The sequence below is a fragment of the Cupriavidus sp. 2TAF22 genome, from assembly GCF_052115045.1.
Classification (GTDB): Bacteria; Pseudomonadota; Gammaproteobacteria; order Burkholderiales; family Burkholderiaceae; genus Cupriavidus.
In genome coordinates, this window is sequence record NZ_JBFRFX010000006.1 from 78374 (window position 1) to 92175 (window position 13802).

The following is a 13802-nucleotide window of genomic DNA, read 5'->3' on the forward strand; positions in this document are numbered from 1 at the left end:
TCAGCCGGTCAGATCACCGCGTCCCACGGCGCCGACAGGCGCGTGGCGCCGTTGATCAAGCCCACCATCGAATAGGTCTGCGGGAAGTTGCCCCACATCTCGCCGGTCACCGGGTGGGTATCCTCGGACAGCAGGCCGAGCGGATTGCGCGCCGCCAGCATGGCTTCGAAGATCTCGCGCGCCTCTTCGCGGCGCCCCACGCGGGCCAGCGCGTCGATGCGCCAGAAAGTGCAGATGTTGAAGGCGGTCTCGGGCCTGCCGAAATCGTCCGGCGCCTCGTAGCGGCGCATGTAGGGCCCGTCGCACAGCGAGGCTTCCATCGCCTCGAGCGTGGACATGAAGCGCTCGTCCTGCGGCGCGATGAATCCCACCTCGGCCATCAGCAGCACGCTGGCGTCCAGCTCGCGTCCGCCGAAGCTCTCGGCGAAGGCCTTGCGCTCCTCGCTCCAGGATTCGCGCACGATGCGCTCTTTCATGACGTCGGCGTGCTGGCGCCAGTACGCGGCGCGGTCCGGCAGCTGCAGCGCGTCGCCGACCTTGGCCAGGCGGTCGCAGGCGGCCCAGCTCATCAGCGCCGACGAGGTGTGCACGCGCGCGCGGGTGCGCAGCTCCCACATGCCGGCGTCGGGCGTGCCGAACACGCGCACCGCCTGCTCGCCCACGGTTTCCAGCACGCGGTATTCGGCGGCCCCGCCCCGGTGCAGCAGGCGATGGTCGTGGAAGGCCTGCGCCGCGCCCAGCACCACGTTGCCGTAGACATCGTGCTGGAAGTGCTCCTGCGCCTGGTTGCCCACGCGCACCGGGCCCATGCTGCGGTAGCCCGGCAAGTGATCGAGCACGCTCTCAGGCAGTTCCAGCTCCAGCCCGATGCCGTACAGCGGCTGGATATGACCGTCCTTGGACTGCATCACCACATTGGACAGCCAGCGCAGGTAGTCCTCCATGGTGCCCACCTCGGACAGGCTGTTGAGTGCGCGGATCACGAAAAAGGCGTCGCGCAGCCAGCAGAAGCGGTAGTCCCAGGTGCGGCCGCTGCCGGGCGCCTCCGGAATGCTGGTGGTCATGGCCGCGACGATGGCGCCAGTTTCCTCGAACAGCGACAGCTTGAGCGTGATGGCGGCGCGGATCACCGCGTCCTGCCATTCGCGCGGCACCGCCAGGCGCCGGCTCCACATGCGCCAGTAGGCGGTGGTTTCCTGCTCGAAGTCGCGCGCGATCTCCTCCACCCCGCCCTGCAGCGTTTCGTCGGGGCCGAGGATGAAGTCATGGTCGCGCGTGAGCAGGAATGGCGTCTGCGACAGCACATAGGTCAGCGGCGCGTTGGTCGTCATGCGCAGGGTCATGCCGTCGCCGATATAGCGTACGTGGCTGCTGCCCCGCGTGATCTCCGGCACCACGCGGCCCCAGTCGAAACGCGGCGCCACCGTGACGCGCACCCGCGGCGCGCCACGGATGGGGCGGATGCGGCGGATCAGCGTGGTGGGCCGGAAGTAGCGGCCGAGGCGGAAGAAGCGCGGCGCGAAATCGGTGATCTCCATGCAGTTGTTGTGGCGGTCCGTCAGCCGCGTGCGCAGCACCGCGGTGTTCGGCTCGTACCATTGCTGCGCTTCCTGGAAGTCCTCGATCTCGATGGCGAAGTGGCCGGCGTTTTCGCTGGGATCGAGCAGCGCATTGAAGACCGGGTCGCCGTCGAAGCGCGGCAGGCAGCACCAGACAAAGCGGCCGCGCCCGTCGACCAGCGCGGAGATCGCGCAGTTGCCGATCATGCCCATCGAGAGCGACGGATCGGCGTGTTGGCGCGCGGCGGCGCGCGGACGGTTGTCCTCGGTGGATGGTTGGCTCACAGCGAATTCCCCCTCAAGACGTCGTTGCGGATGTGGAAGCGGCCCCGGCGGCAGCCATGACTTCCAGCGCCTTGGCCGAACGATGCAGCCAGCAGCGCAGCGCCGCCGGCCCGGTCACGCTGACCGTGGCCGCGCTGGGGCGCTGGCCGACCAGCACGCCCACGCCGCCCAGGCGGCGCACCACGGCGAAGCCGGCTTCGTCGGTGATGTCGTCGCCGGCGAACAGCGGCGTGCGCCGCGCGAACGGCGGGCCGCGCATGAAGGTGTCGATGGCGCCGCCCTTGTCCACGCCGGCCGGCTTGAACTCGACCACCATCTTGCCGTGCAGGAGTTCGACGCCGGGCACGCCGGCCGCCAGCGTCGCGGCAAAGTTGCGTACCAGGCCCTCGAGTTCGGGAACGGCGCGATAGTGCACCGCGACCGCGACGGATTTGCGTTCCAGCTGCAACCCGGGGTGGGCGCTGACCAGCGCCTGCAGCGGCGGCAGCAGCAAGGGCACGCCGGGATCGGGCTCGCGCAGGCGGTGGCCGCCCGCGTCACGCAACTCCGCGCCGTGCACGCCGGCAGCCGGCAGCCGCAAAGGCTTGAGGAAGTCGTCCAGCTCGGCGATCGGCCGGCCGGACACCAGCGCGAGGGCGCCGTCCAGGTGACGATGCAGGGCGCGCAACGTCCCCACCAGTTCCGGTTCGACCTGTACGAGATCAGGGCGTGGCGCAAGGTCAGCCAGCGTACCGTCGAAATCCAGGAACAGCGCCGTGTTTGCTTCGATAAGAGGTAAGGGAGGCATTGCATTACACCGTAGCAGAGTGTTTTGACAGCGTCCACCGGACGGCGTCCTACATGGTGCGCCGGCGCGCGCGCCGCGTCACGGCGGTGCCTGCGCCGGCACTGGGCGGCTGCCGCGCCCGCGCGCACGTGCGCTCGCCTGCCCTTGGCGGCGAGGGGCTTGCCGGTCCGGCCGGCGCTCCGGGTGCCGGCACAAGCATCGGGGTGGCGCGCCATCCTTTATCATTGACGGTTTCGCCTACCCCGCCCTGGCTGTCCACGATGACCCGCAAACCCGACTACCTGAGAAAAATCCTGACCACCAAAGTGTATGACGTGGCGCAGGAAACCGATCTCACCTTTGCCCAGCAGTTGTCCGCGCGCACCGGCAACTCGGTGTGGTTCAAGCGCGAGGACACCCAGCCGGTGTTCTCGTTCAAGCTGCGGGGCGCCTACAACAAGATGGCATCGCTGTCGCCGGAGGAACTCAGGCGCGGCGTGATCGCCGCCTCGGCCGGCAACCATGCGCAGGGCGTGGCGCTGTCGGCGGCGCGCCTGAAGTGCAAGGCGGTGATCGCCATGCCGGTCACCACCCCGCAGGTAAAGATCGATGCGGTGCGCGAGCACGGCGGCGAGTGGGTCGAGATCGTGCTGCACGGCGACTCCTACAGCGACGCCTACAACCATGCCGCGGAACTGGAAAAGAAGCACAAGCTGACCTTCATCCACCCGTTCGACGACCCGGACGTGATCGCCGGCCAGGGCACCGTCGCCATGGAGATCCTGCGCCAGCATCCGGGGCCCCTGCATGCCGTGTTCGTGGCGATCGGCGGCGGCGGGCTGATCTCCGGCATCGCGTCCTACATCAAGGCCGTGCGCCCCGAGATCAAGGTGATCGGCGTGCAGACCATGGATTCCGACGCGATGAAACGCTCGGTCGACGCGGGCAAGCGCGTGGAACTCAAGGAAGTGGGCCTGTTCTCGGACGGCACCGCGGTCAAGCTGGTCGGCAAGGAAACCTTCCGCATCACGCGCGAGCTGGTCGACGAGATCGTGCTGGTGGACACCGACGCGATCTGCGCCGGCCTCAAGGATGTGTTCCAGGACACCCGCAGCATCCTCGAGCCGGCCGGCGCCATGGCCGTGGCCGGCCTCAAGCTCTACGCCGAGCGCGAGAAGCTCAAGGGCAAGCACCTGGTGGCCATCGCCTGCGGCGCCAACATGAACTTCGACCGCCTGCGCTTCGTGGCCGAACGCGCCGAGGTGGGCGAGGCGCGCGAAGCCGTGTTCGCGGTCAGCATCCCCGAGGAGCGCGGCAGCTTCAGGCGCTTCTGCGAACAGGTCGGCACGCGCAACGTGACCGAGTTCAACTACCGCATCGCCGACAACAGCATGGCGCATATCTTCGTCGGCGTGCAGATCGCCAGCCGCGCGGAGAACGACAAGATCGCCGCGGGCTTCCGCCGCCACGGCTTCGATACGCTGGACCTGTCCAACAACGAGCTGGCCAAGCAGCATATCCGCTACATGGTGGGCGGCCATTCGCCGCTGGCGCATGACGAACTGCTGTACCGCTTCGAGTTCCCCGAGCGCCCGGGCGCGCTGATGCGCTTTCTCTCCAGCATGAGCCCGAACTGGAACATCAGCCTGTTCCACTACCGCAACCAGGGCGGCGACACCTCCAATATCCTGGTCGGCATCCAGGTGCCCAAGAACGAGAAGCGCGCGTTCCGCGCCTTCCTCGCCACGCTCGGCTATGTACACTGGGAAGAGACCGAGAACCCTGTCTACAAGCTGTTCCTGTCCTGAATCGCCGACCCCGCCAGCTGGCTTTCTCCCCCGGCCCCGCGCCCACCGAAGTGGGCGCGGGGAGAAAACCAAACCGGAGCCCCCATGAGCCTTCCCGAACATTCGCCGCTGGGCAAGCCCTCGGCCTACAAGACCGAATACGATCCCACCCTGCTGTTCCCGATCCCGCGCCAGCCCAAGCGCACCGAGATCGGCCTGGCCGAAGGCCGCGCCCTGCCGTTCTTCGGCGTGGACATCTGGAACGCCTACGAACTGTCGTGGCTGAACCTGAAGGGCAAGCCGCAAGTCGCGCTGGCCAGCTTCATCATTCCCGCCGACACGCCGAATATCGTCGAGTCCAAGTCGTTCAAGCTCTACCTGAACTCGTTCAACCAGAGCAAGATCGCCTCGCCCGAGGCGTTGCAGCAACTGCTGCACCATGACCTCTCGGAAGCCACCGGCGGCACCGTGCAGGTACGGCTGGTGACCGAGGCCGAACTAGGCGGCCAGAAGATGGGCGAGCTGGACGGCGTGCCGCTGGACCGCCTCGACATCGAGACCGATATCTATGAGCCCGCGCCGCACCTGCTGCGCGCCAGCCAGGACGAATCGCCGGTGGAAGAGACGCTGGTGTCGCACCTGCTCAAGTCCAACTGCCTGGTCACGGGCCAGCCCGACTGGGGCAGCGTGCAGATCCGCTACGTGGGCGCGCCGATCAACCAGGAAGGCCTGCTCAAGTACCTGATCTCGTTCCGCAACCACAACGAATTCCACGAGCAATGCGTGGAGCGGATCTTCACCGACGTGATGCGCCAGTGCAAGCCGGTGAAGCTGGCGGTCTACGCGCGCTATACGCGCCGCGGCGGGCTCGACATCAACCCGTTTCGCACCAACTTCAACACGCCCTGGCCGGACAACCGCAGGAACGCGCGGCAATAGGAAATAGGGGCGATGGCGCCGGACCCGGCGCTCAGAACTCCGCGTGCAGCCGCACGCCGTAGAACGTGGCCGGACCGCGGTCGCGGTTGTAGCCGGGATTGCGGACGTACTGGAAGTCCGGGCTGATGCTCAGGTACTTCACCGGCTGGAAGCTGTAGTACAGCTCCAGCACCTGCTCCGGGCCGTAGCGCAGCGCGCCGTCACCGAGGAACGCGCCCATCCCGCCCGCCGCCAGGTAGGCCTGGTGGCGCGAACCCAGCATGTTCACCGCCAGCGCCAGGCCCACCGCGTCGCGCGGCCGGCCCCAGGCATTGCCATTGAGCACGCCGCCCGCCGACACCTGCCGGCCGATCTCGGTAAAGGCGTAGGTCTCGGTCTTGTCGTCGGACATGCTGGCCCGTGCGAACACCCCCAGCGAATCGTTGACCCGTTGCAGCAAGGTCAGGCCCACGCCGATCTTGGCGTGTTCCTCGCGCACATTGGCCAGGTCCGGCGTGGTGCCGGTGGCGGCGCCGAACTGCACGGCATCGCTGAACGCGCCCATGCGCGCCTTGTTGCGGAAGAACAGCAGGCGCGCCGTACCGGGCTGGCCCGCGATGCTGTAGCGCTTCTCCAGCTCGAGGATGTCGCCATAGTGCTGGAACATGCGCGTGTCCAGTTCCAGCCCGTTGGATTCCAGCGGCTGCAGGAAGCGGCCGATCCGCGCCGACCAGCTGTCGCCGATATACTCCAGCGCCACGCCCCAGTCATAGCCGCGCGCATCGGCCGGATAGTCGAAGGCGCCGTGCGTCAGGAACGACCAGTTCATGAACTGGCTACGCGGGTCCGAACCGAATTCATTCAGGTCGAACACATCGAGCACGCCGAAGTTGCCCGCGGTCAGCACCACGCGGCGCTTGTCGACGTTGCCGGCGAACTGGTTGAAATCCGCCTCCACCTCCTCGCTGCCGCCGCCCAGGCCCCAGGTCTGCCGGACGAAGGCGCGCGCGCGGTAGAACACCGGGGTGGTGCTCGACGCCTTGGCCAGCTCGCCGTTGGTAAGGCCGCCCATGCCGTGCAGCCCGGAGAACGGCACGCCCTGCGTCACTTCCGGGTTGAAATGGAATTCGGCGCCGCGCCACAGGCGCAGCCCGAGGTCGAGCGTGGTGCTGAACGAATAGCTCTTGGCACGCGCGGTGCCCAGGCTGTTCTCGCCCGAATAGGCCGCGCCGAACGACGGCTTGCGCTGCCAGATATAGGTGGTCTGGCCGTGGAAGGAGAACGGCGAATCGACGGAATTGACGAGATCGGCCGGCGCCACCACCGCGCTGCCGTCCGCGCTCGCGCCTTGCACCGCTTCCTGCGCCTGCGCCGGCGCCATGCCCGCGCAGGCCGCGAGCGACAGGGCGGCCGCCGACAGGCGGCAGGCGGAAGCGGACAGGCGAAGCCGCGCCGGGGCGGCAAGGAAACGACGAAGCAACATGGAAAATCCGGGGAGAAACGGGAGAAACGGGAGCCTGCGGCGCGAATATGCGACCGAGTGGATCGGCGGACGAAGCATAGCCAAGGGTTTATGACATGTCTACCTTGTATTGCTGCAACGCAACATGAAACGGTGCTGACCGAGCCATGTCGCCAAAGGCCGTCTTTGTAACCGCGCTTGAATTAATTAACTCACCAATTAATATTAGGTCAGTTGCCTGAGACGTACCACCAATGCCCACCGATCGCCCATCCCCGCCCCGTCGCCCGGGCCGCCCCGTCGCCGCCGACAAAGCCGCCGCGGCCGGCCAGCGCGCGCAGTTGCTCGACGCCGCCACCACCCTGTTCGCGCAGCACGGCGTGGCCGCCACGCCGATCAAGACCATCGCCAGCCATGCCGGCGTCACGCCCGCGCTGGTGCACTACTACTTCCGCGACCGCGACCAGCTGCTCGACGCGGTGGTGGACGAGCGCCTGCAGCCGCTGGTGGAACAGGTGTTCGCGCCCGCCCTGGCGGACCCGGCCGAGCCCACGGCCATGCTGGTCGGCATCGCCGCGCGGCTGATCCGCATCGCCGCGGCCACGCCGTGGTTCCCCGGGCTGTGGATCCGCGAGATCGTCAGCGTGGAGGGCCAGTTGCACCAGCGCGTGCTCCAGAAGATCGCGCTGCAGCGCGCCGGCCTCGTCACCGGCCGCCTGGCCGCGGCGCGCGCGGCCGGCGCGCTCAACGCCGGCCTGGAGCCGCCGCTGCTGATGGTGTCCCTGATCGGCCTGACGCTGTTGCCGCTGGCCACCACGCATATCTGGCAGCGCCTGCCCGGCGCCGAAACGGTCGACGCCGAAGCGCTGGTGCGCCACGTCAGCGCGCTGCTGGCGCACGGCCTCGCCCCGGCGCCGCCGCCTCCCGGCGTCGCCGGCCCATCCACCCCGCCCTCAGCCTGAAACGGAAACAGCCCTGCGCCCGGGAGCCGAACATGCATCGCTACAGCCCCACCCTTCGCACCACCGCCACGCTCCTGCCCGCCCTCGCCGCCGCGCTGCTCGGCGCCTGCGGCAACAACGCACCACCTTCGTGGCAAGGTTATGTGGAAGGCGAATTCGTCAGCGTCGCCTCGCCCTTCGCCGGGCGGCTGGACAAGCTCTCCGTGCAGCGCGGCCAGCAGGTCGCCGGCGGCGCGCCACTGTTCGCGCTCGAAGCCGACGACGAAACCGCGGCACGCCAGCAGGCGGCAGCGCAATTGCGCACGGCCGAATCGCAGCTTGCCGACCTGCAGACCGGCAAGCGCCCGCCCGAAGTGGACGCCACCCGTGCCCAGCTCGCGCAGGCCCAGGCCAGCGCGGTGCGCAGCGCGGCGCAGTACAAGCGCGACCAGGCGCAGTTCGCCATCGGCGGCATCGCCCAGTCGCAACTCGATGAAAGCCGCGCCACGGCCGCCTCCGATGCCGCCCGCGTGCGCGAACTGCAGCGCGACGTGGAAGTGGCGCGCCTGCCCGGACGCAGCGCCCAGCTTGCCGCGCAGGAGGCCCAGGTGGCCGCCGCGCGCGCCACGCTGGCGCAGGCAGAATGGAAGCTCTCGCGCAAGACCGTGGGCGCGACCCAGGCTGGCCTGGTGTACGACACGCCGTTCCGCCCGGGCGACTGGGTGCCGGCCGGCAGCCCGGTGGTCAGGCTGCTGCCGCCGGGCAACGTCAAGGTGCGCTTCTACGTGCCGGAAACCGTGGTGGGCGCCCTCAGGAACGGCGAGGCGATCCGCGTGCGCTGCGACGGCTGCGCCGCGCCCGTCGATGCCACCGTCAGCTACATCTCCAGCCAGGCCGAGTACACGCCGCCGGTGATCTACAGCAACGAGACGCGCGGCAAGCTGGTGTTCCTGGTGGAAGCGCGCCCGGCGGCAGCCGATGCGCCCAAGCTGCATCCGGGCCAGCCGGTCGAGGTGGCACGGCCATGAACGCGGCACCCGGTCAGGCCACGCCGCGGGCACCGGACGGACCCGGCGGCAACAACGGCAGCCACGGCAACAACGGCGCACTGGTCATCGACGTGCGCGACCTCAGCAAGCGCTACGGCGACAAGGTGGTCGTCGACAAGCTCAGCATGCAGGTGGCGCGCGGCGAGATCTTCGGCTTCCTCGGCCCCAACGGCAGCGGCAAGACCACTTCGATCCGCATGATGTGCGGGCTGCTGACGCCCGACGGCGGCAACGGTACCTGCCTGGGCTACGACATCCTGCGCGAGAGCGCGCAGATCAAGCGGCGCGTGGGCTATATGACGCAGAAGTTCTCGTACTGGGACGACCTCTCCATCCGCGAGAACCTGGATTTCGTGGCGCGCGTGTATGGCATGCCGAAGCGGCGCGAGACCGTGGACCGCGCGCTCGAGGATCTCGGCCTGGCCAGCCGCGCGCAGCAGCTTGCCGGCTCGCTCTCGGGCGGCTGGAAGCAACGCCTGGCCCTCGCCGCCTGCCTGCTGCACGAGCCGCAGCTGCTGCTGCTCGACGAACCCACCGCCGGCGTCGACCCCGCGGCGCGCCGCGATTTCTGGGAGCAGCTGCACCTGCTGGCGGCGCGCGGCATCTCGGTGCTGGTCAGCACACACTATATGGACGAGGCCGAGCGCTGCCACAAGCTCGCGTATATCGCCTACGGCAAGCTGCTGGCGCAAGGCACCGCCGCGGAAGTGGTGGCCGGGCAGAAGCTGGTCACCTGGAGCGTGCAGGGCGACCAGCTCGCCGCGCTGTCCGAACAGCTGCGCGATGCGCCCGGCGTGGAACAGACCGTGGTGTTCGGCAACGCGCTGCACGTCACCGGCCACGACGCGCCCACGCTCGAAGCCACGCTGCGCCGCGTGGCCGGCACGCAGCACCGGATCGAGCGGATCGACACCAGCCTCGAGGACGTCTTCATCCACATGATGAGCGGCGCCGAGGACAATATGCGCGCCGGCAAGCCGGAAGGCGGCAAGGAGAAGAGGCAATGAGCGCCGACCGAACCAAGCCGGACGGCCCGGCGCGCGATGCCGGCGGCGGGCGCTTCGGCTTCTCGCCGCAACGCTGGTGGAGCATCGTCATCAAGGAATTCCTGCAGCTGCGCCGCGACCGCGTCACCTTCGGCATGATCGTGGGCCTGCCCATCATCCAGCTGATGCTGTTCGGCTTCGCCATCAACACCGATCCGCGCCAGCTCACCACGGCGGTGATCGCGGCGGACCACAGCGAGTTCACGCGCTCCTTCGTGGCCGGCATGCAGGCGTCCACGTATTTCCGCGTGACCCGCACGCTGCCCGACGAGGCGGCCGGGCACGAGGCCCTGCGCCGCGGCGACGTGCAGTTCGTGCTCACGATCCCGCCCGACTTCACCGCGCGGCTGCTGCGCGGCGAGCGCCCGGCGCTGCTGGTCGAGGCCGACGCCACCGACCCCTCCGCCACCGGCCAGGCCATCTCCGCGCTGCCGCAGCTGGCGTACTCGGTGGCCGACAAGGACCYGCAGGGCGCGCTCGCGCCCCTGGCCGGCGGCAAGGCACCTTTCGAGGTGCAGGTGCAGCGCCTCTACAATCCGGAGGGCCTTACGCAGTACAACATCATCCCCGGCCTGATGGGCGTGATCCTGACCATGACGATGGTGATGATGACGGGCCTGGCGATGACCCGCGAGCGCGAGCGCGGCACCATGGAGAACCTGCTCGCCACGCCGGTCATGCCGCTCGAGGTGATCACCGGCAAGATCGTGCCCTACGTCTTCATCGGCCTGATCCAGGCCACCATCATCCTGCTCGCGGCGCGCTGGATCTTCCATGTGCCGTTCGTGGGATCGGTGGTCGCCGTCTACCTGGCGTCGCTGCTGTTCATCGCCGCCAACCTGACGGTGGGCATCACGCTGTCGTCGCTGGCGCAGAACCAGCTGCAGGCCGTGCAGCTCACGTTCTTCTATTTCCTCCCGAGCATCCTGCTGTCGGGCTTCATGTTCCCGTTCCAGGGCATGCCGGCCTGGGCGCAGGGGGTCGGCAGCATCCTGCCAATGACCTACTTCAACCGCATGATACGCGGCGTCCTGCTCAAGGGAAACGGCTGGATCGAGCTATGGCCCAACGTCTGGCCGCTGCTCTTGTTCACCGCCGTGGTCATGACCATCGCGCTGCGGTTCTACCGCCGCACACTCGATTAAGGGAGCCGGCCATGCAAGCCCTGCCGCCTCGCGGTTTCACCAGGCCCACGTCCGCCCTGCCGCGCCTGCCGCTCGCCATCCTGGCCGCGGCCGCGCTCTGCTCCTGCGCGGTGGGCCCCGATTTCAAGCTGCCGGCCGCTCCCGGCGGCGACACCTACACCGCCGGCACGCAGCCGCGGCGCACCAGCGCGGCCGACACGCCGGGTGGCCAGGCCCAGGCCCTGCAGGTCGGCGCCGACGTGCCCGCGCAATGGTGGACCCTGTTCCGCAGCCCGGCGCTGGACCTCACCATCCGCGCCGCGCTCGCGGCCAGCCCCACGCTGGCGCAGGCACAGGCGCGGCTGGAGCAGGCGCGCCAGGACCTGGCCGCCAGCACCGGCTCGCTGCTGCTGCCGCGCGTCGACGCCAAGCTCGACACCACGCGCGAGCAGGTCAACCTCGCCTCGGCCGGCATCACCGCGATCCCCAGCCCGGGCCCGTTCACGCTGTACGGCGCCAGCGTCGAAGTGTCCTACACGCTCGACCTGTTCGGCGGCGCGCGGCGCGAGCTCGAAGGCTTGCGCGCGGCGGTGGACTACCAGCGCTTCGAGCTGGAGGCAGCGCGCCTGGCGCTGGCCGGCAACGTGGCCACCGCGGCGATCCGCGAGGCCAGCCTGCGCGCGCAGATTGGCGACACCGAAGCCATCGTGCAGGCCCAGCAGCAGCAGCTCGGCATCACGGAAAAACGCTTCCAGGCCGGCGGCGTGGCCGCGGTCGACGTACAGCGCCAGCGCAACGAGCTGGCGCAGAACCAGGCGCTGCTGCCGGGACTGGCGCAGCAGCTTGCCGCCACGCGCCACCAGCTTGCGGTCTACGTGGGCGAGGCGCCATCGGCCGCCACGCTGCCGGAATTCCGCCTCGAAGACCTGACCCTGCCCGACACGCTGCCGGTCAGCCTGCCGTCGGCGATGGCGCAGCGCCGCCCCGATATCCGCGCCGCCGAAGCGCTGCTGCACCAGGCATCGGCCAATATCGGCGTGGCCACCGCACAGCTCTATCCGCAGCTCACGCTGACCGGCAGCGCCGGCACGCAAGCCATGTCCGCGCGCGACCTGTTCAGCAGCCTCAATGTATGGTCGCTCGCCGCCGGGATCGTGCAGCCGGTCTTCCGCGGCGGCGAGCTGGTGGCGCGCAAGCGCTCGGCCGAAGCGGCCTACGAACAGTCGCTGGCGGCTTACCGGCAGGCCGTACTGGCCGGCCTGCGCGAAGTGGCCGACACCCTGCGCGCGCTCGAGGCCGATGCCGACATACTGCAGGCGCGCGCGCTCAGCGCCCGCCAGACCGGCGACACGCTGAACATCGTGAGGGAGCAGTACCGGCTCGGCGGCGTCAGCCAGCTGGCGGTGCTGGATGCCGAGCGGCAGGATCGCCAGGCGCGGCTGTCGCTGGCGCAGGCCAGGGCGAACCGGTTCTCGGACTCGGCGGCACTGCTGCAGGCGCTGGGCGGCGGCTGGTGGCAGGAACCCGGGCAGGAACCGGGGCACGAACACGGGCAGGCGCGCAGACCGCCCGCCGCCGGCAGGGACCTGGCGTCAGCGTCCCAGGAACGTCCGTAGCCGCCTGACGCCCTCGTCCAGCCTGGCCGTGTCGCAGGCATAGCACCAGCGCACGAAGCCCTCGCCTTCGTCGCCGAACGCGCTGCCCGGCGCGAGACCCAGGTGGGCCTCGCGCACCAGTTGCTTGCACAGCGCGAGGCTGTCGCCGGCACCCTCCAGCCGGAAGAACACATACATCGCCCCTTGCGGCGCATGGACATCCACGCCCGGCACCTCCGCCAGCGCGCCCACCAGATGGTCGCGCGCCGCGCGCAACCTGCCCACCAGCCCGCGCGTGAAGGCCTCGCCTTCGCGCACGGCGACGATGCCCGCCTCCTGCACGAAGGACGGCGCACACGAGGTGTTGTACTCCACCAGCTTGCCGAGGTCGTCGGTCAGCGCCGCGGGCAGCACCATCCAGCCCAGCCGCCAGCCCGTCATCAGCCACGCTTTGGAGAACGAATTCACGCAGATCACGCGCTCGTCGCGGCTGGCGATATCGAGGAAGGACGGCGCCACGGCATCCTCGCCGGCGCCGTAGTAGAGCCGCTCGTAGACTTCGTCGGCGATGATCCAGATACCGTGGCGGCGGCAATGCGCAAGCACCGCCTGCTGGTCGGCGCGCGACATCACCCAGCCGGTGGGGTTGTTGGGCGAATTGATCATCAGCAGGCGCGTGTCCGGCGTGAGCGCGGCCAGCAGCTTGTCGAGGTCGAGCGTCCACCCGTGCGCGCCGTAGTCGAGCGAGACCGTTTCCACCTCGGCGCCGAGGATCTTCGGGATCTCCACCAGGTTGGGCCACAGCGGCGTGACCGCGACGGCGCGGTCGCCGGGGCCGGCCACCAGCTGCGCGGCCAGCATCAGCGCGTTGACGCCGGCGCTGGTGACCACCACGTTGTCCATGGCGGTGGCGCCGTGCAGCGCGCTCACGTAGTCCGCCAGCGCGCTGCGCAGCGGCGCGATGCCGAGATTGTGCGTGTAGAAGGTGGCACCGCCGGCCAGCGCGCGGCTGGCCGCGTCGCGGATAAAGTCCGGCGTGACCTGGTCCGACTCGCCGAACCAGAATGGCAGCACATCGGCCAGGCCGATGCCGGCATTGGCCACCTCGCGGATGCGCGAGGCGCGCAGGTGATGGACGGCGGCGCGGGCTGCGGCCGGGGCGGACGCAAAGCCGGGCTGGCTGGTGGACATCGGCACTCCTTGTGGTGTGAGGGTGGAATCGGCCCGAATGCTGCAGACCCGACAGCGTAGCGCAAAGCGACGGGCGCCG

The 13802-nt window shown here is 69.4% G+C and carries 11 protein-coding genes; 7 read left to right on the forward strand and 4 right to left on the reverse strand.

Annotated features, from left to right (window positions below; genetic code table 11):
• Positions 1–8: 8 nt before the first annotated feature.
• Positions 9–1844, reverse strand: coding sequence for a glycoside hydrolase family 15 protein (locus tag AB4Z48_RS09375; RefSeq protein ID WP_441613646.1), 1836 nt, complete (start codon positions 1842–1844; stop codon positions 9–11).
• A 13-nt stretch (positions 1845–1857) separates the two neighbouring features.
• Positions 1858–2631: a trehalose-phosphatase gene (otsB, locus tag AB4Z48_RS09380; RefSeq protein WP_441613647.1), complete on the reverse strand. Its 774-nt coding sequence runs from the start codon at positions 2629–2631 to the stop codon at positions 1858–1860.
• A gap of 260 nt (positions 2632–2891) precedes the next feature.
• Between otsB and ilvA the strand changes: the two genes are divergently transcribed.
• Together ilvA and queF are read left to right on the forward strand one after the other, a co-directional pair.
• Positions 2892–4418 carry a threonine ammonia-lyase, biosynthetic gene (ilvA, locus tag AB4Z48_RS09385; protein ID WP_441613648.1) on the forward strand — a complete coding sequence of 509 codons (1527 nt, stop codon included), beginning with the start codon at positions 2892–2894 and terminating at the stop codon, positions 4416–4418.
• A gap of 84 nt (positions 4419–4502) precedes the next feature.
• Positions 4503–5336, forward strand: coding sequence for an NADPH-dependent 7-cyano-7-deazaguanine reductase QueF (gene queF, locus AB4Z48_RS09390; RefSeq protein WP_441613649.1), 834 nt, complete (start codon positions 4503–4505; stop codon positions 5334–5336).
• Positions 5337–5367: 31 nt separating this feature from the next.
• Here the strand turns inward: queF and AB4Z48_RS09395 are convergent, their stop codons facing one another.
• Positions 5368–6696 carry a carbohydrate porin gene (locus tag AB4Z48_RS09395; protein WP_441613821.1) on the reverse strand — a complete coding sequence of 443 codons (1329 nt, stop codon included), beginning with the start codon at positions 6694–6696 and terminating at the stop codon, positions 5368–5370.
• A gap of 335 nt (positions 6697–7031) precedes the next feature.
• Between AB4Z48_RS09395 and AB4Z48_RS09400 the strand changes: the two genes are divergently transcribed.
• Genes AB4Z48_RS09400 through AB4Z48_RS09420 form a run of 5 tightly spaced genes read left to right on the forward strand, consistent with a single transcriptional unit; the run spans position 7032 to position 12553 of the window.
• Complete coding sequence (locus tag AB4Z48_RS09400; RefSeq protein WP_441613650.1) at positions 7032–7739, forward strand: TetR/AcrR family transcriptional regulator; 708 nt, start codon at positions 7032–7034, stop codon at positions 7737–7739.
• 32 nt (positions 7740–7771) lie between these two features.
• Positions 7772–8746 carry an HlyD family secretion protein gene (locus tag AB4Z48_RS09405; protein WP_441613651.1) on the forward strand — a complete coding sequence of 325 codons (975 nt, stop codon included), beginning with the start codon at positions 7772–7774 and terminating at the stop codon, positions 8744–8746.
• Positions 8743–9774 carry an ABC transporter ATP-binding protein gene (locus AB4Z48_RS09410; RefSeq protein ID WP_441613652.1) on the forward strand — a complete coding sequence of 344 codons (1032 nt, stop codon included), beginning with the start codon at positions 8743–8745 and terminating at the stop codon, positions 9772–9774. Before AB4Z48_RS09405 ends, AB4Z48_RS09410 begins: the two co-directional genes overlap by 4 nt.
• Entirely contained in the window at positions 9771–10958 is a 1188-nt protein-coding gene (locus tag AB4Z48_RS09415) for an ABC transporter permease (protein ID WP_441613653.1), read from the forward strand. Before AB4Z48_RS09410 ends, AB4Z48_RS09415 begins: the two co-directional genes overlap by 4 nt.
• Positions 10959–10969: 11 nt before the next feature.
• Complete coding sequence (locus AB4Z48_RS09420) at positions 10970–12553, forward strand: efflux transporter outer membrane subunit (RefSeq protein WP_441613654.1); 1584 nt, start codon at positions 10970–10972, stop codon at positions 12551–12553.
• Here AB4Z48_RS09420 and AB4Z48_RS09425 read toward each other — a convergent pair.
• Entirely contained in the window at positions 12530–13723 is a 1194-nt protein-coding gene (locus AB4Z48_RS09425; RefSeq protein ID WP_441613655.1) for a pyridoxal phosphate-dependent aminotransferase, read from the reverse strand. The two genes, AB4Z48_RS09420 and AB4Z48_RS09425, sit on opposite strands and share 24 nt — an antisense overlap.
• Between the last annotated feature and the right edge of the window lie 79 nt (positions 13724–13802).